This window comes from Sporosarcina sp. JAI121 (genome assembly GCF_013408665.1).
Lineage (GTDB): Bacteria > Bacillota > Bacilli > Bacillales_A > Planococcaceae > Sporosarcina.
Genome location: NZ_JACCCL010000002.1, coordinates 195,298 through 215,132 on the forward strand (window position 1 = coordinate 195,298; position 19,835 = coordinate 215,132).

General features: G+C 44.5%; 22 protein-coding genes. 11 read left to right on the forward strand and 11 right to left on the reverse strand.

Features of this window, described 5'->3' with window-relative positions; translation table 11 throughout:
- Window positions 1–19 precede the first annotated feature (19 nt).
- Window positions 20–688 (forward strand): NAD(P)H:quinone oxidoreductase, encoded by a 669-nt coding sequence (gene wrbA / locus HDC33_RS12470; RefSeq protein ID WP_179392908.1) that lies wholly within the window; start codon window positions 20–22, stop codon window positions 686–688.
- Window positions 689–1,012: 324 nt separating this feature from the next.
- Here wrbA and HDC33_RS16655 read toward each other — a convergent pair whose 3' ends face one another.
- Window positions 1,013–1,225 (reverse strand): helix-turn-helix domain-containing protein, encoded by a 213-nt coding sequence (locus HDC33_RS16655; RefSeq protein ID WP_255457425.1) that lies wholly within the window; start codon window positions 1,223–1,225, stop codon window positions 1,013–1,015.
- Here HDC33_RS16655 and HDC33_RS16660 point away from each other — a divergent pair.
- Window positions 1,191–1,514: a hypothetical protein gene (locus tag HDC33_RS16660; RefSeq protein ID WP_255457434.1), complete on the forward strand. Its 324-nt coding sequence runs from the start codon at window positions 1,191–1,193 to the stop codon at window positions 1,512–1,514. The two genes, HDC33_RS16655 and HDC33_RS16660, sit on opposite strands and share 35 nt — an antisense overlap.
- Before the next feature lie 81 nt (window positions 1,515–1,595).
- A complete protein-coding gene (locus tag HDC33_RS12480) occupies window positions 1,596–2,813 on the forward strand; it encodes a M20 family metallopeptidase (protein ID WP_179392910.1) in 1,218 nt (405 codons plus the stop codon).
- 43 nt (window positions 2,814–2,856) lie between these two features.
- Here HDC33_RS12480 and HDC33_RS12485 read toward each other — a convergent pair whose 3' ends face one another.
- From HDC33_RS12485 to HDC33_RS12520, 8 genes are all read right to left on the reverse strand, one after another.
- The gene (locus HDC33_RS12485) at window positions 2,857–3,399 is read right to left on the reverse strand and encodes a hypothetical protein (RefSeq protein WP_179392911.1); all 543 of its coding nucleotides are present in this window, start codon (window positions 3,397–3,399) and stop codon (window positions 2,857–2,859) included.
- A 154-nt stretch (window positions 3,400–3,553) separates the two neighbouring features.
- The gene (locus tag HDC33_RS12490; protein ID WP_179392912.1) at window positions 3,554–4,729 is read right to left on the reverse strand and encodes an amidohydrolase; all 1,176 of its coding nucleotides are present in this window, start codon (window positions 4,727–4,729) and stop codon (window positions 3,554–3,556) included.
- A complete protein-coding gene (locus tag HDC33_RS12495) occupies window positions 4,726–5,961 on the reverse strand; it encodes a Zn-dependent hydrolase (protein ID WP_179392913.1) in 1,236 nt (411 codons plus the stop codon). Before HDC33_RS12495 ends, HDC33_RS12490 begins: the two co-directional genes overlap by 4 nt.
- 81 nt (window positions 5,962–6,042) lie before the next feature.
- On the reverse strand, window positions 6,043–7,230 hold the full coding sequence (locus HDC33_RS12500; RefSeq protein ID WP_179392914.1) for a hypothetical protein: 1,188 nt from the start codon (window positions 7,228–7,230) through the stop codon (window positions 6,043–6,045).
- A gap of 267 nt (window positions 7,231–7,497) precedes the next feature.
- Complete coding sequence (locus HDC33_RS12505; protein WP_179392915.1) at window positions 7,498–8,112, reverse strand: SurA N-terminal domain-containing protein; 615 nt, start codon at window positions 8,110–8,112, stop codon at window positions 7,498–7,500.
- Between the two features lie 112 nt (window positions 8,113–8,224).
- The gene (locus HDC33_RS12510; RefSeq protein ID WP_179392916.1) at window positions 8,225–9,640 is read right to left on the reverse strand and encodes a sensor histidine kinase; all 1,416 of its coding nucleotides are present in this window, start codon (window positions 9,638–9,640) and stop codon (window positions 8,225–8,227) included.
- A complete protein-coding gene (locus HDC33_RS12515; protein WP_179392917.1) occupies window positions 9,637–10,338 on the reverse strand; it encodes a winged helix-turn-helix domain-containing protein in 702 nt (233 codons plus the stop codon). The genes HDC33_RS12510 and HDC33_RS12515 overlap by 4 nt, the downstream gene beginning before the upstream one ends.
- Before the next feature lie 115 nt (window positions 10,339–10,453).
- Window positions 10,454–11,623, reverse strand: coding sequence for a S1C family serine protease (locus HDC33_RS12520; protein ID WP_179392918.1), 1,170 nt, complete (start codon window positions 11,621–11,623; stop codon window positions 10,454–10,456).
- Window positions 11,624–11,882: 259 nt separating this feature from the next.
- On the opposite strand from HDC33_RS12520, the gene adh reads away from it, so the two are divergent.
- Window positions 11,883–13,424, forward strand: coding sequence for an aldehyde dehydrogenase (gene adh, locus HDC33_RS12525; protein WP_179392919.1), 1,542 nt, complete (start codon window positions 11,883–11,885; stop codon window positions 13,422–13,424).
- 20 nt (window positions 13,425–13,444) lie between these two features.
- Window positions 13,445–13,801, forward strand: coding sequence for a DUF779 domain-containing protein (locus tag HDC33_RS12530; protein WP_179392920.1), 357 nt, complete (start codon window positions 13,445–13,447; stop codon window positions 13,799–13,801).
- A 55-nt stretch (window positions 13,802–13,856) separates the two neighbouring features.
- On the opposite strand, the gene HDC33_RS12535 is transcribed toward HDC33_RS12530, so the two are convergent.
- Complete coding sequence (locus tag HDC33_RS12535) at window positions 13,857–14,249, reverse strand: thiol-disulfide oxidoreductase DCC family protein (protein ID WP_179392921.1); 393 nt, start codon at window positions 14,247–14,249, stop codon at window positions 13,857–13,859.
- Window positions 14,250–14,444: 195 nt separating this feature from the next.
- Here HDC33_RS12535 and HDC33_RS12540 point away from each other — a divergent pair, with 195 nt between their 5' ends.
- The 5 genes from HDC33_RS12540 to bioB all read left to right on the forward strand — a co-directional run bounded on the left by HDC33_RS12540 (window position 14,445) and on the right by bioB (window position 17,283).
- Window positions 14,445–14,627: a hypothetical protein gene (locus tag HDC33_RS12540; protein WP_179392922.1), complete on the forward strand. Its 183-nt coding sequence runs from the start codon at window positions 14,445–14,447 to the stop codon at window positions 14,625–14,627.
- Between the two features lie 318 nt (window positions 14,628–14,945).
- Window positions 14,946–15,296: a hypothetical protein gene (locus tag HDC33_RS12545; RefSeq protein WP_179392923.1), complete on the forward strand. Its 351-nt coding sequence runs from the start codon at window positions 14,946–14,948 to the stop codon at window positions 15,294–15,296.
- A gap of 53 nt (window positions 15,297–15,349) precedes the next feature.
- Window positions 15,350–15,532, forward strand: coding sequence for a histidine kinase (locus HDC33_RS12550; RefSeq protein ID WP_255457408.1), 183 nt, complete (start codon window positions 15,350–15,352; stop codon window positions 15,530–15,532).
- A 148-nt stretch (window positions 15,533–15,680) separates the two neighbouring features.
- Entirely contained in the window at window positions 15,681–16,277 is a 597-nt protein-coding gene (locus HDC33_RS12555; RefSeq protein WP_179392924.1) for a biotin transporter BioY, read from the forward strand.
- Window position 16,278: 1 nt separating this feature from the next.
- A complete protein-coding gene (bioB, locus tag HDC33_RS12560; RefSeq protein WP_179392925.1) occupies window positions 16,279–17,283 on the forward strand; it encodes a biotin synthase BioB in 1,005 nt (334 codons plus the stop codon).
- A gap of 42 nt (window positions 17,284–17,325) precedes the next feature.
- Here bioB and HDC33_RS12565 read toward each other — a convergent pair whose 3' ends face one another.
- The gene (locus HDC33_RS12565) at window positions 17,326–17,910 is read right to left on the reverse strand and encodes a GNAT family N-acetyltransferase (protein ID WP_179392926.1); all 585 of its coding nucleotides are present in this window, start codon (window positions 17,908–17,910) and stop codon (window positions 17,326–17,328) included.
- A gap of 224 nt (window positions 17,911–18,134) precedes the next feature.
- Here HDC33_RS12565 and HDC33_RS12570 point away from each other — a divergent pair, with 224 nt between their 5' ends.
- Entirely contained in the window at window positions 18,135–19,835 is a 1,701-nt protein-coding gene (locus HDC33_RS12570) for a hypothetical protein (protein WP_179392927.1), read from the forward strand.

Here is a 19,835-nt window from a genome sequence, read left to right on the forward strand (position 1 = left end):
AAAGAAGCGGGGATAAAAAATGGGCTTTTTAGACAGGTTATTCGGAAAAACAACTACAGAGGAGACGGTAAACATGACAAAAACAGCAATCGTATACTATAGTATGGGTGGTACAAACTACCAATTGGCACAATGGGCAGCAGAGGCGGCAAAAGAAGCAGGGTCTGAAGTGAAAGTGATTAAAGCGCCGGAAACAGCGCCACAAGCGGCAATCGATTCGAATCCTGTATGGAGAGCGCATGTTGAAGCGACAAAAGACGTTCCGGTAGCTACTCCGGAAGATCTTGCCTGGGCAGACGCAATCATCTTTAGCGTACCGACACGTTTCGGTAACATGCCTGGTCAAATGAAAAATTTCTTCGATACGACAGGCGGTTTGTGGGCACAGGGCAAGCTTGCCAATAAGGCGGTAAGCGCAATGTCGTCAGCACAAAATCCTCATGGCGGCCAAGAAGCGACAATCCTGTCTCTTTACACGACAATGTACCACTGGGGAGCAATTGTTGCGGCGCCTGGTTACACGGATGCAGTCGCATTTGCAGCTGGCGGAAACCCATATGGAACTAGCGTAACCGTCGGACAAGACGGGAAAATGGCGGATGACGAAGCGGCAATCAAAGCGGCAGTCCATCACCAAGCGAAACGTACGGTGCAAGTGGCAGAGGCATTGAAAAATTTGAACGCATAATACATGAAAGCCGACCTATGATGGGTCGGCTTTTTTGTGCTTAAGAGAGTCGTTGTTTTATGTCTGGGAGGGTGACCGACTATATAGCGTGTGGCACCGACCATATCTCGCCGCCGACCGACTATATAGCGAATGGTACCGACCGTATCTCGCCGCCGACCGACTATATAGCGTGTGTTACCGACCGTATCTCGTTGTCGACCGACCATAAAGCGTGTGGTACCGACCGTATCTCACCGCCGACCGACTATATAGCGTGCATTACAGACCGTATCTCAAGAAGCTCAACTCTATCCGGTATATTCTTGTATACAAATTTCACTGTTACAAGTAAGTCGATCGCAAGTGACAGGCCAGGTGAATCTTCAAGGAATCCTCATTATCGTTTAAGTCCAGTTGCAGTAAATGCTCGATTTTTCGTATGCGTTGGTACAGTGTATTGATGTGAATATGTAGTTTCTCGGCCGTTTTCGTAGCGGAACCTGGTACGAAAAAAGGGGAAGTGACAGCGACGCTTGCTATAGCAGCAGCTTCCATTGTCAATACAGTTGTTCTCGTGTTCGCTATACTTTTCGGTTCATATCTTATTGCATTGCTGCCTGAATCATTGACCGCCAGTTTCCAGTTTGTATTGCCAGCCATTTTTGGTGGAGTTATTGCCCAATTTGCCATTAAGAAACCTTTATGGGGCATTATTGGGCTGGCTTTTGGATTAATGGTTAATTTGGGTCCGGTGCCTGCTTCATTGAAAACGTTCCTTTGCATACTAGGTACAGTCGTTGGCTGTATACTACTTGAAAAGATGAAAAATAAAAAAACAGTCTAATAAATAGAAATGAACAACTGAAGTCAGTATGAGATAATAAATGTACCGAATCTATTGGGAAAATAAGGGGGAACTACGCAGATGAGTCAACACATACAAGAAGGAATCCAAACGAGACGTCAATTAATGGAACTGCTTGAAAGTCGAAAAGACGAAATGATAGCGATTCGCCGCCATTTACACGAGAATCCCGAACTGTCTTTCAAAGAAGAAAAAACCGCACAATATATCGCTGACTTTTATAAAGGAAAAGATGTAGAGGTTCAGACGAATGTCGGCAATGGATATGGGATTATCGTAGCAATTAAAGGAGACAAGCCGGGTAAGACAATTGGACTCCGTGCCGATTTTGACGCGTTGCCAATCCTTGAAGAGGCTGACGTGCCGTTCAAATCGAAAAATGAAGGTGTCATGCATGCGTGCGGTCACGACGGACATACCGCGTACATGTTAATTCTTGCAGACTGCCTTATTCAAATGAAATCATCAATTGCCGGTACGATTAAAATTATTCACCAACATGCGGAGGAAACACCGCCGGGCGGAGCGAAGAGTATCGTCGAGTCAGGTGTGCTTGATGATTTGGATTTAGTTTTCGGTACGCATCTATTTCCTTCACATCCTACGGGAACGGTCGGCTATCGCAGCGGTTTTGCGATGGCGGGAAGAACGTATTTCAAGCTAGTGATTCAAGGAAGCGGTGGCCACGGATCTTCTCCGCATCAGTCGAACGATCCAATCGTTGCGGGTGCCCATTTCGTAACAGCTATCCAGACCATCGTCAGCAGGCGGTTGAATCCATTTGAAATGGGTGTTGTTACAATCGGTTCATTTGATGGAAAAGGCTCGTTTAATGTCATCAAGGATAGTATTGAACTTGAAGGCGATGTGCGTTACATGAACGGGGAAACACAGGAATTGATTTCCCGGGAAATTCATCGTATTGTAAGTGGCATTGAACTGGAGTTTGACGTGAAGTGTGAGCTGACGTATACGGCTGATTATCCGCCACTTTACAATGATCCGACGGTGACGGCAGAGGTTGTCTCCATTCTTGGGAATTCGGACGATCCGGATATCAAGGAAGTAGTAGAATTTCCGGTGTTCTCGGGATCGGAAGATTTCTCGTATTACTTGGAAAAAGTACCTGGTGTTTTCTTTAATATCGGTTGTAAGCCGAAAGGGGTAGAAAGAGCATTCATGAATCATCATCCGAAGTTTGATATTGACGAAGATGCTCTTCTGGTCTCCGCGAAATCGGTTGCCGAAGTCGTTTGCAGCTATTACAATATCGATTAATGAAATAAAAGCCGACCTTTTGATAGGTCGGCTTTTTGTGTATTCATTTTGATATTCCTTGTCGCGGCCAGATGAAATATGTAATAGAAATTACAAAGTCGATGCCAAGGACGAGTGCCCATACCTTCAATGTAGCGGATAACACTTCCGTTCTTGTAGTATCACCGATGAAATAAATCATTGCGGTAAGGAAAGCGCCGCCGATGATAAAAGCGAGCAGATGTTGAAATGTACCTTTCATCGAGTGTCGAGCGTGTTCATAGCCAATTTTACGCACCGGTTTAATGCCCGTTTTTTGAACATAATAACGAAACCATTCATCAGCCCAGCGAATTATGCTTTTGCCGAACGTTATGGAGAAACCGAGGTATATGGCCGCAACGGCGTGGACTTGTGTCGCGGTTGCTCCATTGTACAGGTCGGTTGCCGTGACTAGAAGCAGAATAAGGTCGATAACAGGCGTTAGAGCCAAAAAGAAAAAACCAAGCTTTTCGCGTTTAAAAATATAGCGAGTGATAAGTCCGAGAGCAATGACAACCCAGAAACCAATTTCACACGCGACAATTGTCCAGGCAATGAAGTTCATAGAAACACCTCTTTTAATCGAGTTGAAATAAGTAGCTTTATCATATCACATTGATTATATGGCTAACTGTAGCTAGTTTATTACCGTCATGCGGCATGTTATCATCGCCATCCACAAAAAACGGAAAAGCCGATTATGCTTTTCCGTTCTCCGATCACTTATTCAAATAAGCCCACGCATATTGAGCGTATAGTTCCGCTCCCGTAGCCAGCGCGTCTTCGTCGATGTCAAAGTTGCCGTGGTGATGCGACCATTCCGTATCTTTTTCAGGATTACCACTGCCGACAAGTGCGAAACTGCCGGGCGCTTTGTCGAGGTAGAATGAGAAGTCTTCGGCGCCCATCGTTGGTTTTTCATCAAAAACAACATCTGGACCGAATGCTTCGGCTGCAACTTGTTGAACGAGTCTTGCACTTTCTTCATCGTTGACAACGGGCTGTGTGCCGCGGATATACTCAACTTCCGCGGTCGCACCGTACATGTCGGCGACGCTTTTCGCGTATTGTGAAATGCTTGTTTCGATATGATTTCGCGTATCTTGATTGAACGTGCGAACCGTTCCTTCAATCAAAGCATTCTCAGCGATGACGTTGAAACGTGTACCGACTTCCATTTTACCGACAGTGAGAACAGCTGCTTGTTGCGGGTCTATCGTCCGTGAAACGACAGTCTGGACATTCATAACGAACGAAGAGGCAACAAGTGCTGCATCGATGCAATCTTGTGGAATAGCACCGTGTCCGCCTTTTCCTGTGAACTGCACTTTGAAAATGTCCGCCGCCGCAAATGAAGGTCCTGGTGTACAAGAAACTTTATGCGTCGGCATCTGCGACCAGATGTGAATGCCGAAAACATTATCAACACCGTCCATAGCGCCTTGATCGACCATCGCTTTTGCACCTTGTGCAATCTCTTCCGCGGGTTGGAACAGCAGACGTACATTACCGGACAGTTCATCTTTCACATCTGACAATGCTTTTGCCGCGATGAGCAGCATCGAAGTATGTGCATCGTGACCACATGCGTGCATTTTGCCGTCTATTTTGGAAGCATAAGGTACATGCGTGTTTAATTGTTCAACAGAGAGAGCATCCATATCGCCACGCAATGCGACTGTTTCGCCGGAAAGCGCGCCTTGAATTTCAGCGATAACGCCGGTGGGCTCCGTTTTACGATAGGAAATGCCGAGATCATCCAAATAGGCACAGACGAATTCAGTAGTTTTCACTTCTTCAAACGACAGCTCCGGCTCGCTATGTAATTTACGTCGCAGCGCCGTCAGTTCGTCGCTATAGTTTGCGATAGCCGTTTTAATTTTTTGATTGATCATAACCTTTTAGCCTCCGTTAATCTTTTTACGGTTTCATAAATAATATCTGTGCCGTCCGCGAGATGACTTGCGTCCGACCATTCTTCAGGACAGTGGCTTAGCCCGTCTTTACTTGGGATGAATACCATTCCGCAGGCCGTGAAATCTGAAAAGACCATTGCATCATGGCCAGCTCCGCTATTGATTGAACAATAGGGGATTTCGAGTTTGTCACTCGCTTCTTTCAATAGAGATCGGATGTCTGCATCGAGTTCTTTTGGCGCGATATAAAGCTGCTGTTCTGTTGAGGTGTTAATGCCATGGCAATTTTGCTGCGCGATGAATGCCTCCAGCTTACGGACGACATTCAGTACATGCTCTTCCTTGCCGGAACGGATATCGACGGTGAAAACTACTTTGTCGGGGATAACGTTCGCTCCGTTCGGGAAGACGTTTAGTCGTCCTGTTGTAATGACTGTTCCTTCGCCTTCATCGGTTGCAAGTCGGGGGAGGGCGGCAATAATTTGCGATGCGGAAACTAGCGCGTCGGAGCGCCGATCCATTGGCGTAGTGCCGGCATGTCCAGCTTTTCCTTGTACGGTCACTTCCAACTGAGTCAGTCCAACGATCGTTTCAACTACACCTATTTGAATTCCTTTTTCTTCAAGAATCGGACCTTGTTCGATGTGCAGCTCAAGGAATGCTTTCATCGTTTTAGGATCTCGTTTTTTTCCGTTCGCCGGGTTGACCCAGATATCCGCCATCGCATCCACAGCTAAAATACCGTCTCTGTCGGCAAGCTTTTTGAAATCTTCTTCTGTCAATAACCCCATCATTCCTCGTGAGCCCATCAATCCGCCGCCAAAACGGGAGCCTTCTTCCTCAACGAGTGCAATGATTTCAAGCGGATAGGCAGGCTTCATATTGTTCTCTTTGAACAGCGCTGCGACTTCCAATCCGACGACAACACCTGCAGTACCGTCATAGGCTCCGCCATTCGGGACGGAATCGAAGTGGGACCCGACGATGACGGATGGAGCATCTGGCAATGTGCCTTCCAGCTTGCCGAAAATATTGCCAAAGCCATCTTCTGTTACTCTAAGGCCATAGTTCATCATTTTTTCCTTGATATAGTTGCGTGCTTGTAAATCTTCTTCGCTATACGTAAGCCGTGTCACACCTTTACCAGGAGTAGCAGTAAACCGGCTAAGCGATTCGATATGCTGCTCAATCCGTTGTTGATTGGCTGTCATACTCATTCCTCCTCGTGTAAGTAGTCTGAATAGTTTTGAATTGACTGGGTGACTGTCACCCAGTCAATTCAAATCCCTGTTTTATAAAAATGCGACGAAGAAGCCTGCGAGAATAACGGAAACAATTGTGACGCTTATAAATCCGCCGACTAGCATTGGCGGCAGCATATGACTGGTCAGCGCTTCTCTTTCTTTCTCGTCTTCTGTTAATGCGTTAATTACTTCATTGGTAATGATATAATCCGCGGGGAAACCGTATAGGGCAGTCAACGAAACAGCAAACGCCATTTCTTTACTGACTTTCAGGATCTTTCCGATGATGAATGAGAAGATATACATCCCAATGACGCCGAGCACGATGCACCCGATAAGTGGATACAGAATTTCAACCATCATGGATGGTGTGGCTGCTTTCAGGCCATCAAAAACGAAGAGCATGAGAACAAGTAAAGACAATCCAAAACCGTTTGCTTTTTGTAAAATCTGACGTTCTAAAAATCCGACGCTTGCCCCGATGATTCCGAATAGGAGACACAAGACATATGGGCTGACCGTGACGATTGGCGCCAGCGCGGTGGAAGTGAAATAGGCTAGTAACCCGACAAGCGCGAGTCGGAAGAATTTAAAGTAATCTGTATTGTATTTGGCAGGTAGCTTCTTGAACATTTTAAGTTCTTCCTCTGGTTTCTCGGTCGCTGAACTTCCTGTGTCTACAACAGCCAATTCACCTTTCCGATACATTCCGAGTAGTCTCTTTCCTTCTTTTTTCAAGACAATTGACGTAAGAGGGTACCCGGCGAAACCTTGCATGACATAAATGACGATCGCGAAAACGGATAATGTAACAAGTCCCGCATTCGCCGCACCTTCAGACATGATCAAAGCGGATACAATTCCGCCGACAAGAGGCGGGATAGCTACGATGACTGTGTCGAGTCCGAATAAGAGCGTTCCCACTCCGAACAGCACCACGACAATACCCAAAATACCAGCGAGTGATATTAAAATGGTTTTCCACTGCTGCTTCAGTTGCTGGACAGAAAGCAGTGTACCCATATTTGTGATTAGTAAGTAAATCATCATCGATGCGACAACAGGCGGGATACCCGCTATTGAAACGATGTCTTTCGGGAAGAACGTCCAATAACCGATTAAGAAAAGGACGGCTGAAACGAAAACTGATGGAATCCATGCTTTGGTTCGAACAGATATAGCATCCCCGATATATAAAACAGCAACGACAATTGCTAAAGCTAACATTTGTGGCACAGTATTCGCCCCTTTCAGATAATGAAGAATTTTAATAACGATAACATGAAAGTTTGTGAATTAAAAGCCTATTTTGTATATTACCAATAATATACTAGAAACAAATATGAGGAATACGCTTTCATGGAAAACGTTGAGAAATATAGATATTTTAAGGACGATGACTCTTTTAAAGGGATTATAAACTATTATAGAAATAACAAAAACCGCTTAAATGCAGTCATTCTCTTTCTGCATTAAAGCGGTTAGTCTTGTTCCTGGGAGAACTTATTTTGTTAACAATGAATTATCGATTTTATATTTTGCTTTTGCTTTTTCCAGCCACTCAGCATACTGTTCTTGTAATTTTTGGTCTGTTAATAGCTGTTTGATCTCTTCTTTATGATCTTCCAACTTAACTTCGGTTTTCCCTTCTTCTTGGAAGGTTTCTTTGTTTTCATCGAAATATGTTTTGATTTCCTTATCTGTTATCTCTTTACCTGGCTCAAGTGCTTTTTGAATCGATAAAAACTCCACGATGTTTTCTTTAAATTGTTTTTCAGTCATACCGTTCTGTTTCAGTGCAGCTTTGAAGGCTTCCTCTCCGCCGCCGCTTTCGATGTATTTCGTAAGTTCTGCTTCAACTTCTTTATCAGAAACTGTAACATTTTCTTTTTTCAATTCAAGTTCAATGACTTTTTTGTCAATCATTGAAGCGAGTGCCTCTTGTCCGGAAGCTTGTACAAGGACCTCGTATAATTCATCTTTCGTTATTTTTTCATCACCGACAGTCGCTACAGTTTCATCTGTTGCCTTTTTTTCTTTTGAGCAGCCCGTTGCTACTACGAGAATAATTGCAAGTAGACCGACTGCTACTAATGGAAATGACCTTTTTTTACTCATTTTTAACTCCCCCAATAGTTGATGTAAATTCATCCTACAGGGTAAATATGAACAAACTATTACGGGAAATAAAAAAGCTGCTATGTAAAATGCATAGCAGCTGGAAAAATAGTCAATTTTCAAGTTGTCTTGGGAACATTAGCGTAAACTTTGTGCCTTTCCCTTTTTCACTCGTCACGTCGATTGTACCGTTATGCATCGTGACAAGGCTTTTCACAATCGACAAGCCAAGACCGAATTCGCCGTATGGATTCGTCGTCCGTGACACAATCGCTTTATAGAATCGACCCCATATCCTCTCAATATCATCCGGGTCAATTCCGATCCCGGTATCTTCGATTTCGATAACACAGTTATTGTCATTTGTATATCCTCGCAGATAAATCCTGCCGTTTTCGGTGAACTGGATACTATTTTTCGTAATGTTGATCAAAATCTGAGTGAGCCTGTCATAATCTGCGAACACCAACACGTCGGGGTCTGCGGCTACAACAATCTCGTTATGACGTTCTACGGCGACGCCTTCAAGCTGATCCTTAATAATTTCCAGTAATTCAATGAGTTGAATATCCTGTTTAATCAATGTCACCTGATTGGAACGGATTTTTTCGTAATCCAGGTTTTCATTAACAAGACGTATTAGCCGCATTGTTTCATTAGTTGCAAGTTGCAGTCCCTTTACTTTTTCAGATTCCGGAATCATATTGTTTTTCAAGCCTTCAATGATGCCGCGGATTGTTGTGAGAGGTGTCCGTAATTCATGCGAAACATCTGCCATGAACTGACGACGCCTGTTTTCAAGGTTTTCGATTTCCTCCATAGAAGTATCCAACTTTTCAACCATGCCGTTAAAATCTCCTGCAAGTTCGCCGATTTCGTCAAAATCCGACGAGGGAATACGCACCGAATAATCCCCTTGTGCAACGGCGGAGGTTGCCAATTGAAGCCGTTTGATTCTCCTTACGTGGAAAGTCGATAAAATCCAGCTAAGAAGAAGTGAAATCGCAAGTGCGATAAATGTTGTGACGATTAAATAAGCATTCATTTGAGATATTACTTCCCGTGAGCCTTTGATAGGGGAGGTCAACAGAATACCGCCGATGAATTGCTGGTTGTGGATATAGGGAAGAAGGACAAATGTGACCGCCTCGTTGAAGCGGTTGAAATCCTGCTTCACGCTGATTGTTTCGCCGTTTTTAATATTGTGCCATTCTTTTTCGCTTAACTCGATGAGTGGTGTATTAATGCCTGTCGAGTAAATGATGGCCGACTTTTCATCGAATAAGCTGTATTGGATATCGCGTCCGTTCAGTACATGTCCGTATGATTGCAGAATCTTGTTCGAATTTCGCTGATCTTTTTGAATGTCGCGTAAAATAGTTTCACCATATGTCGCGAGTTCATCGGTTTTATTGTCATAGACAAATTGCTCAACGTAATGGGAAAACAGCAAACTTAGTAATAAAAAAGCGATGACGATCACACTGAAGTGACTCACGACTTGCTGATATAAATATTTGATTTTCATTTTTCATCACCGGCTGTTTCGTCGAACCGGTAACCGACGCCCCAGACTGTGTGGAAAAAAGGGTGATCCTCTGTTGCCACTTTCGTCCGCAGTCGCTTGATGTGCACGTCGACAGTTCGGTCATCACCGTAAAAGTCGTACCCCCACACATTGTCCAGCAGTTGTTCTCGTGAGAAAACTTGTTTGGGATGCTGTGCAAAATGATAGAGCAGTTCGAATTCTTTCGGTGTAAGGTTTTGTATTCGCACGCCATCACGGAACACTTCACGTGTGTTTGGATTGATAGTGAAATGTGAAGTTTCAACGACGCCATCTTCCGGGGGCTTGTCTTTAAGCGTTGAATATCTGCGTGTCACAGCTTTAATGCGTGCCATAAGTGCCAGAGGGCTGAACGGTTTCGTAACATAATCGTCCGCACCCATTTCAAGTCCGAGCACCTGGTCTGATTCACCGTCTTTTGCGGTCAGCATAATAATGGGTGTCGCGACGTTCAGTTCGCGCAGTTTACGGCAAATCGCAATCCCGTCCATTCCCGGCAGCATCCAGTCGATGATAAGACAATCCCAGCCGGCCTGTTTCGCAAGTTCGAAGCCTTCCAGCCCATTCTTTATAAATGATCCATCGATTTCCTCTTTCGAGAAAAACAGCTCAATCATTGAAGAGACGCTCTCATTGTCTTCAATCACCAAAATCTTCACCGTCATGCACCTCCTCTTGTACCGTTGTTATCTTTAACGTAAATCGAAAATAGAAATTTAGCAATTGCAAACACCTCTCCTGCGGGAATGAAGGAGAGGTGTTTGCGCATATATTTTAATTTGCCGTGGATACATTGCTCGTAAGTGTGACCTCGATTGTCTTCTTTTCTGCACCGCGATAGACGGTAAATGTTGCTTTGTCACCGACAGATAGGTTGGAATATAAGTACTTTCGTAGTTCTGTCGAGTTTTTAATGTCGGTGCCATTAATCGCAGTTATGACATCTTCTACATCGAGACCAGATTTTCCTGCTGCAGATTCAGAATCAATATTCGCAATTACCACGCCCCCTTTAATATTTTCCGGAAGACCTTTCAAATAAGTCCGTGGCACTTGTTCAAGATCTGCGAGTCCGATGCCGATATACGGGCGTTCTACTTGTCCGTTCAACGTCATTTCTTCGATAAGTGGGATAACCTCGTTACTCGGAATAGCAAAGCCGATCCCCTCAATACCACTTTCGGAAATTTTCAAGCTGTTGATGCCGATGACTTGACCTGTCGCATTGAGGAGTGCGCCGCCGCTGTTGCCCGGGTTAATGGCAGCGTCCGTTTGAATAACGTTCATTGCCCATTCGCCGGCAGACGTTTTCACATTGATGGAGCGATCGACCGCACTGACAATCCCTTGTGTTACTGTACCGGAGAAGTCGAGCCCGAGCGGATTGCCGATTGCGATGACTTCATCTCCAGCACGCAGTTTGTCGGAGTCGCCGAATTCAAGGGAGGTTTTTGCATACTTCGCATCGATTGTCAGAACTGCTAGGTCGCTAAGCGCATCTTTTCCGATTAGCGTAGCAGTCGTTGTTTCACCGCCTTCAAGGGAAACTTCAAGTTTTTCTGCTCCTTCAATGACATGGTTATTTGTAACGATAAAAGCTTTGTCGCCATCGATTTTATAAATGACCCCCGACCCTGAACCGCTCTGGGTGTTCCCGATTTGTTGTAAATAAGGATTTTGCGCATTTTGGTAATTAACAACACCGACAATCGCACCGGATGATTGTTCTACCATATCGGATAGTGATACTATACCTTTCGCGGCAGTTTGCTCTACGTTATAGGAAGCTGTTTCCGCAGTGACGGGCGTCGTTTCTTGAGGGGAACCGGTCTGCAGTATATCCGTATTCATCACGACTCCAAGCGTCAATGCCGAACCGATTACACCTGCTCCAAGTGTCGATAAAAACCGTTTAACCGGTTTATTTCTTTTCTCTGTCTCCATATTAGTTCCTCCTGTTTCATTTGATTACTCCAATCATAGAAGGTAAATATGAACAAACTATTACGAGAGGGTTAACAATCGATTAATAAAAACTATCAGACTAATTAGTTGAAATAATTGGGATAGTCTGACAGAATGGGGAGACAAGCTTCTTTGTAAGCGCATACAACGATTTGTTGCTGGCAAAGCGCATACGGTGGGGGCTTGCTGCGTATAGTGTCATTGTGTGGAAAATTCAACTCACTGGGGGAATGGAAAAATGGTACAAGCGGTGGAAAATCAGATTTATGCATTTCCGAACACTAAAGGTGCGAAAGTAAACTTTAAGGAACGCTACGATAACTTCATCGGCGGAAAATGGACTGCGCCGGTTAAAGGGGAATACTTTGATAACGTGACGCCGGTGACTGGGAAGGTATTCACAGAAGTGGCACGTTCGACTGCAGAGGATGTTGAGCTTGCGCTTGATGCGGCACATGCTGCAAAAGATGCTTGGGGTAAGACGTCTGTTACGGTACGTGCAAATACGTTGCTGAAAATCGCTGACCGCATCGAGCAGAACTTAGAGTTGCTGGCTATTGCTGAAACATGGGATAACGGTAAAGCGGTTCGTGAAACATTAAATGCGGATCTACCGCTTGCAATCGACCATTTCCGCTATTTCGCCAGTGCAATCCGTGCGCAAGAAGGCGGGGTCAGTCAGATTGATAACGATACAGTTGCCTATCATTTCCATGAGCCGATTGGTGTTGTTGGACAGATCATTCCGTGGAACTTCCCGATTCTAATGGCGGTATGGAAGCTCGCGCCAGCACTTGCTGCAGGAAACTGTGTCGTGCTGAAGCCCGCCGAACAGACGCCTACATCGATTCTCGTACTCGTAGAACTGATTGAAGATCTATTGCCGCCAGGTGTTCTGAATGTCGTGAACGGTTTTGGTTTGGAAGCAGGAAAGCCGCTTGCATCGAGCCCTCGCATTGGGAAAATTGCATTCACGGGCGAAACGACAACAGGCCGTCTGATTATGCAGTACGCTTCACAAAACGCAATCCCCGTAACACTTGAATTGGGCGGTAAATCACCGAATATCTTCTTTGAGGATATTATGGAGGAAGATGACTCGTTCTTGGACAAAGCGGTGGAAGGCTTCGTCATGTTTGCACTAAACCAAGGTGAAGTATGTACATGTCCTTCGCGTGCATTGATTCAGGAATCGATTTACGATAAATTTATCGACCGTGCAATTGAGCGTGTCAAAGCGATTAAAACCGGTAATCCGCTTGATCCGACTGTCATGATGGGTGCGCAGGCATCTACTGAGCAGTTGGAGAAAATCCTTTCCTATCTTGATATCGGTAAACAGGAAGGTGCGGAATGTCTGGTCGGCGGGGAGCAGAACAAATTGGAAGGAGAGTTGGAAGGCGGCTACTACGTCAAACCGACTGTCTTTAAGGGCAACAATAAAATGCGGATTTTCCAAGAAGAAATTTTTGGGCCGGTTCTTTCGGTTACAACATTCAAAACGAAAGAGGAAGCACTTGAAATTGCGAATGATACGCTATACGGCTTAGGGGCAGGTGTATGGACGCGCGATATGAATACAGCATACCGCTTCGGTCGCGGCATCCAAGCGGGCCGTGTCTGGACAAATTGTTACCATGCATATCCGGCTCATGCTGCATTCGGCGGTTACAAAGCGTCCGGTGTCGGTCGTGAAAACCACTTAATGATGCTAAGCCACTACCAACAAACGAAAAATATGCTCGTCAGCTACAGCGAAACGAAACAAGGCTTCTTTTAAAGAGTAAGGAGGAAGTGCGGATGACTCAACGCGTATTAGCAACCGACGCTGCACTTGAACTCATTGCATTTTTGAAGAAAAAACACGGGCCGCTCATGTTTCATCAGTCGGGCGGTTGCTGTGACGGCTCATCGCCGATGTGTTATCCGGATGGGGAACTGATCATAGGCGATCAAGACGTCCTCCTCGGTCATATTGGCGAATCGCCGTTCTATATGCACAAAAACCAGTTTGAGTACTGGAAGCATACACAGCTGATCATTGACGTCGTCAATGGACGAGGCGGGATGTTTTCACTCGAGGGCGTCGAAGGTAAACGCTTTTTGACAAGGTCACGTGCGTTTACGGCCGAAGAAAATAAGGAACTGCAAGTTTAACGTAACATCCAAAAAGGGGGCCCCGAAATAAGCGGGGTCCCCTTTTCGGCGCCGTTCAAATGAATCGTTGACGCTCTTCCGGCGACGGAAGCATACATGCAACGTCTTTTTTACCGAACCATTTATAACGATTTGCCGCAACGTAATCATAAACGCCGTTACGGATCTTACCCGGCACGAGTATGAATAGAAATAACAAATGCCATAATCCGTCCAGTTTCTTCGCGATACGGAGAGCTGCAGATGATTTCGTGAATACTTTATCATTTTCAATTAAAACCAGACTATCGACTTCGTCAGGGATGGCATATTGTTTCCGTAGTTCTGCCCCTTTTTCGCTCTGCAATGAAGTGAAAAGGAAATGGGCGGCCGGATCGCGTTTTATAATGAATTGAACGCTTGAATCACAGAAATTACAATCGCCGTCAAATAAGATAACCCTTTTCATAAAATAACCTCCTGGCATACCTATCTTTACTAGTATATCCTTTTAACAGATTTGCAAAACGTGAAAGACGTGATTATTTACGAAAGACAGAAATTTCTGTGTAATTATAGAATGAAGTTAATGAATAGCCGTTAAACATTTAAAAGTTTTCCATCGCATTTGGCCGCGGTTAAAATTGTGAGGAGGATGATAAAAATGGAACGTTTATCAATTGAATCATCTGAAATGGAATTAAGGAATAACAAAGACTTTATCGCTAAGTTGAAAATGATCGGCGAAGGTGGACCGATTTATGAACAGTATGAGGAATACAAGAAAAAGTGGGAAGACTCCCGTGTTTTCGATGATGAAGAAAATATGCCGGGTGAATACCAATAAATGATCCCCCTGTGAATAAAGGGCACTGAAAAAATTTGTTTTAAACTCTGTAAGTGATTCTGAATTTAAAAAGGCGACATTTTGTTCGGTTTTGAACAAAATGTCGCCTTTTTTAAGTAGCCTGCGTAAGTAAGAGCTTTTTCTGATTGCCGAGCAGGGAAATGAAAGACTGGAAATAATTTCACGTCTATTTAAGGGCTTGGGAAGGGCTTGGAAGTTCAGTAGGACAGTTTCTACCATTATTCATTAACGCCCGCAGAGTCTATCGCCCGTTTGTCCTCTGACTTTTCACATCTAATAGAAGGAGGAGGTGAGAATATGATGCAACAAGGTAATTGGCATGGCAACCAAATGCAGCATGGTCATCATCAAATGCACCATTGCAATCAAGCGCAACCGGTAGTGTGCCCGCCGCAATATCGCTGCCACGATCAATTTGTGCCGCGTGAAGTTCCATTTATCCATCCGATCGTCAATGTGAATCGGGTGCATACTGTTGAAATTCCACGTCACTATTTCACAGAAACAACAGAAAATGTGATGGGGCAAACACTTCCCGCACAACCTGGATTCGGCCCTGGATACGGCCCTGGTCCTGGGTTTGGTCCTGGATTCGGTCCTGGATGTGGCCCCGGATTCGGCGGTAAAAGACGTCGGTGTCGGAGATAAGCGGGGATTATGGTAGAATAGAGCTACCATAATGTGTACTGAAGGTGAATGTGTTGAGAGCTTTTAAATTTGTCATTCCGATCATGCTACTTGTCGGGGGATTCGGCTGGATGAAGTTGACGAAAGACTTCCAGGAAGTACCTGAGTTATCGCGTCTGTTTATTATAATTGGTGCGATGATTGTAAGTGGGATTATATCGTACTTTCTGTTCCCGAAAAATGAAGATGAAAGATAGTGAAAACAGATCGATAGCGAATATGCTGTCGGTCTTTTTACTTACCCCGATTATAATAAATGAGTTAACTATTATAAATATAGTGTTGACACATAATGTGTTATCTATTAATCTGTTAAAGATAACATAAACGCTAGGGGTGTATCATATGACAACAGCAATAGTGAAGACTAGAACTAAAAGCGCAATGAGTCCGTTGACGCTTGTATACAGTGGCATGTTTGCAGCACTCATGATGATCGGGGCTAATATTACAGCATTTGCCCCATTTCTGGTCGTAGGTGGTGTTCCGATTACATTACAGACATTTTTCGCCATTCTTGCCGGACTTATTCTTGGCAGCCGCAGAGGCGCATTGGCAATGACGGTCTACATGTTCATCGGGCTTGCGGGGGCGCCTGTGTTTGCGAGATTCGGCGGCGGTTTTGGATCGATTCTCAGCCCGACATTCGGATTTATCGTTTCTTTCATATTTGTAGCATTCATTGCCGGAAAAATCGTTGAAAAGAACGGCAAGTTACATGGTTACATTATCGCAGCACTCGTCGGAATGTCTGTGAATTATCTAGTTGGTACGAACTGGATGTATTATGCATATAAATTCTGGGCTGCAGCGCCGGATGCTTTCACATACAAAGTGGCATGGCTGTGGATGATGCCGCCGCTACCGAAAGATATTATCCTTTCAGTGCTTGCTGGCATTTTTGGACACCGTATGTACAAAGTGTTGAAAGTGAGACGATAACATGACAAACTATGCTGATTTAGCTGAACGTGTACTCAAAGGACATGCCCTGATGGATGAGGAAGCCCTGTCGATATTGGAAAGTCCGGATGAGGACCTGCTGCCGCTCTTGCACGCGGCTTATCTAATTCGGAAACATTATTATGGGAATAAAGTGAAACTCAATATGATAATCAATACTAAATCTGGACTATGCCCGGAAAACTGCGGGTATTGTGCACAGTCAATTATTTCAAAAGCGCCAATTGAAAAGTATTCCATGATGAAAAAAGAAGAAATTGTAGCGGGTGCGGCAAGGGCAGCCGAATTGAATGCGGGAACGTACTGTATCGTGGCAAGCGGGAGAGGTCCTGTGAACCGTGAACTCGAAATTGTTATCGATTCTGTGAAGGAAATCAAGTCGAAGCATGAGCATATGACCGTTTGTGCATGTCTTGGCCTCTTGAAACCGGACCAGGCGTCCCGATTGAAAGACGCCGGCGTCGACCGTTACAATCACAACATAAATACGTCGGCAACCCATCATGAAAGTATCACGACATCTCATACATATGAGGACCGCGTAAACACGGTCGACCTTGTGAAGCAGTCGGGTATTTCACCGTGTTCGGGAGTTATCATCGGTATGCGTGAAACGAAACAAGATGTCGTCTCAATGGCACGCAGTTTGTATGCAATGGATGCAGATTCGATTCCGGTGAACTTTTTACATGCCGTGGATGGGACGCCCCTTGGCGGTACAGATGAGTTAACACCGCTGTATTGTTTGAAAGTATTGTGCTTGTTCAGATTCATTAACCCCACAAAGGAGATCAGGATTTCTGGCGGACGTGAAGTGAATTTGCGAAGTCTTCAACCGTTGGGGTTATACCCGGCAAACTCAATTTTTATTGGGGATTATTTGACGACAACCGGTCAGGAAAGTGATAGAGACTATCAAACGCTAAAGGATATGGGATTCGAAATTGATTTGGAACCTTTAGCGAAAGAGCCTGCCACAGTGTAAATGAAAAAATGGACTTCCCAATTTTAACGGGAAGTCCATTTTTCATTCGGACGAATCGAACGGTTGAAGAATATTCCGTTTGCCTTTTGTGTGGAAAACAAGGACTTTATCTGTCGGGTCATACTTTTTACCGTAAAATGCTTCATCCTTATATGTGTGTATTTCATCGTATGTCTGTGTCATTGCATTATAGATTTCTTCTTCACCCGAATCTGTCGGTGACCAGTATAGGATTTCAAGAACTGTGTTTTCGCCCGTTGCAAGAGAACGGCGATTATAACCGATGCGCTGTGCATGAGTGAAGTCTTCGCGAGAGTAAAACTTAAGCCTTTTCGCAGTATCCGTATCTTCGTAATCAATCGGTTCCACTTCAAGGAGAATCGGCTTGTTTTTGGATTTTAACATTGTCAATAATTTACCGCCAAGCCCCATTCCGCGCGATTGTGTAGAGACAAATAAGTAGTCGACGAATATAAACTTTTCGAACTCGACATACATTAGTACATGATGCGGTCCTTCGTCTTTTTTATACACGCTTTTCTTGTCCGTCAGTAATGCATCCATATGTTCCTTTGACTTCATCTCTTCAACGGGGAAATATTCATTCAACTTCTCATACCAATTCAAAATATGTTGCCTCCAATGGTTTATTTACCCGGGGAGTTTTTTGTTTTGGATTGTGGGGCCGAGGAAAAAAGAAGGGCAGGAAAAAATCCTCTCTATTACCTATGCCCGGATCTGTAAATGGATAAACCTCGTTTAATTTCAAATATGAAAATGAAACTATTTCCCTGATCGGAGCGTATACTTACTATCAGCAAAAAATCATTATCATGGAAAAGGGTGTAGTTATGATTAACTTACTTATATTCTCGATTATTACGGGTGTCGTGTTCAGTTTACTGATTGTGCCGTTTATCCCTGGCCGTCAAACGAAACGGAGTGCGGACGAAGCGAAAGCCTCGGTTTCTTTCAATAGAGGAGCTGCAATTGCTGCGATAGCTATTGTGGCTGCAATCTTGGTGTTCGGGTTCTATTATTTGACGAACATGGACCGCAACTGGACATCACTCTGGAGTGCGCTCCTGATTGTCACTTTTCTCGGGGCGTTGTCTGCGGGCGGTAAGGATCGCCAAGTGAAAATTGTTTTGTTTTTAGGTGCTCTTGTTTTTGGTGTTTATATACTGAGTGCGCCACTGTTCAATGCAGATAAGAAATACAAAGCGGTTGAAATGGAACAGCAAGTCGAAATCCAGGCTTTTGATGAAACGAAAACGCCCGCAAGCGTGCCGCCTAAATTTGCGCGAAATAAAATGAAGAAGGCATTCGGGCAAGTGCCGAACACAAGTTATTATGAACTGGGCAGTTTGCAGATCCAGAAAGTCGACGGCAAATTCGTCTATATTGCGCCTGTTGAGTTTTCGGGCTTCTTCAAATGGTTGAATGCGGATACGACGCCTGGTTATTTCACGATGAGTGCGACCGATTCAGCAGACAATCCGAAATTCATCAAAGCTGAAATGTCATATACACCATCTTCATTCTTCCATAAACAAGTGGAACGTCATATACGAATGAAAATGCCGAACCTGATTTTTTACGGGGAAGCTCAGCTAGAAATCGATGATGATGGAAAACCATATTATATCCGCTCATTCGGAGAGTTTATCACTGCGCGTAATGGTTTTGACGTAAAAGGGATTGTTACGGTTGATCCGGCGAGTGGCGATGTGAAGAAGTATGCGCTTAAGGATATACCGGAGTTCATCGATGGGGCGGTTTCACCTGAAGCAGTCAGTTTGCAGAATAGTTATTTCGGAAATTATATCCACGGGTTCTGGAATTCAATCGTAGGAAAGAAAGACGTCAAGCTGCCGTCCGATGAAGGTACGGAAGCGAATGTCAGCCCGATCTTCGATGAAAATGGGCATATGTTTTATTTCACGGATTTCACAAGTCCGAAAGAAGGCGTCGATTCGATGCTTGGCTATGCGTTGACTGATGGAAAAACAGGCAAAGCGACATATTACACGGGAAATCTTGAAGAGTCGTATATGGATTCACAAGGAACGCTTCAGATTATTGAAAAGAAATTCATCGAAAAGAAATGGACCGGGGAAATGCCGGTTTTGTATAATTTTTACGGGGAAGCAAGTTGGTTGACACCGGTGCTCGATTCAAACGGATTCCTGCAAAACTACTTCATCGTATCGGCAGCGAACCCGGAAATATCGGTCTACGGTAACTCTCCGAACGAGGCGTTGAAATTATATAAGACGGCGCTTCAACGCGGAAGTAGCAGCGTAGACGGCAGTTCCGGCGCTGAAGAAGCGAAGGCGGCGGTGACAGTCATACGTGTCTTCAAAGAGCGCGTAGGTGACTTTACACTTATCTCGTTTTTAGCGGATGACGGCCGGAATTTCATCGTTTCCTCTGAAACGGTACCGCTTGCCATCTATATCCAAGAGGGCGACAAACTTGCCGTGACATATTTGGAAACAGGTGAGTTATTCCTGCCTGTGAAAGAGTTGACGAATGTCAGTATGGAATAA

What these genes read in the sequence shown, in the direction of transcription:
- wrbA (WP_179392908.1), top strand. Translation starts at nt 20, where the DNA reads ATGGGCTTTTTAGACAGGTTATTCGGAAAAACAACTACAGAGGAGACG.
- HDC33_RS16655 (WP_255457425.1), bottom strand. Translation starts at nt 1,225, where the DNA reads ATGGAAGCTGCTGCTATAGCAAGCGTCGCTGTCACTTCCCCTTTTTTC.
- HDC33_RS12480 (WP_179392910.1), top strand. Translation starts at nt 1,596, where the DNA reads ATGAGTCAACACATACAAGAAGGAATCCAAACGAGACGTCAATTAATG.
- HDC33_RS12485 (WP_179392911.1), bottom strand. Translation starts at nt 3,399, where the DNA reads ATGAACTTCATTGCCTGGACAATTGTCGCGTGTGAAATTGGTTTCTGG.
- HDC33_RS12490 (WP_179392912.1), bottom strand. Translation starts at nt 4,729, where the DNA reads ATGATCAATCAAAAAATTAAAACGGCTATCGCAAACTATAGCGACGAA.
- HDC33_RS12495 (WP_179392913.1), bottom strand. Translation starts at nt 5,961, where the DNA reads ATGACAGCCAATCAACAACGGATTGAGCAGCATATCGAATCGCTTAGC.
- HDC33_RS12505 (WP_179392915.1), bottom strand. Translation starts at nt 8,112, where the DNA reads ATGAGTAAAAAAAGGTCATTTCCATTAGTAGCAGTCGGTCTACTTGCA.
- HDC33_RS12510 (WP_179392916.1), bottom strand. Translation starts at nt 9,640, where the DNA reads ATGAAAATCAAATATTTATATCAGCAAGTCGTGAGTCACTTCAGTGTG.
- HDC33_RS12520 (WP_179392918.1), bottom strand. Translation starts at nt 11,623, where the DNA reads ATGGAGACAGAGAAAAGAAATAAACCGGTTAAACGGTTTTTATCGACA.
- adh (WP_179392919.1), top strand. Translation starts at nt 11,883, where the DNA reads ATGGTACAAGCGGTGGAAAATCAGATTTATGCATTTCCGAACACTAAA.
- HDC33_RS12530 (WP_179392920.1), top strand. Translation starts at nt 13,445, where the DNA reads ATGACTCAACGCGTATTAGCAACCGACGCTGCACTTGAACTCATTGCA.
- HDC33_RS12535 (WP_179392921.1), bottom strand. Translation starts at nt 14,249, where the DNA reads ATGAAAAGGGTTATCTTATTTGACGGCGATTGTAATTTCTGTGATTCA.
- HDC33_RS12540 (WP_179392922.1), top strand. Translation starts at nt 14,445, where the DNA reads ATGGAACGTTTATCAATTGAATCATCTGAAATGGAATTAAGGAATAAC.
- HDC33_RS12545 (WP_179392923.1), top strand. Translation starts at nt 14,946, where the DNA reads ATGATGCAACAAGGTAATTGGCATGGCAACCAAATGCAGCATGGTCAT.
- HDC33_RS12555 (WP_179392924.1), top strand. Translation starts at nt 15,681, where the DNA reads ATGACAACAGCAATAGTGAAGACTAGAACTAAAAGCGCAATGAGTCCG.
- bioB (WP_179392925.1), top strand. Translation starts at nt 16,279, where the DNA reads ATGACAAACTATGCTGATTTAGCTGAACGTGTACTCAAAGGACATGCC.
- HDC33_RS12570 (WP_179392927.1), top strand. Translation starts at nt 18,135, where the DNA reads ATGATTAACTTACTTATATTCTCGATTATTACGGGTGTCGTGTTCAGT.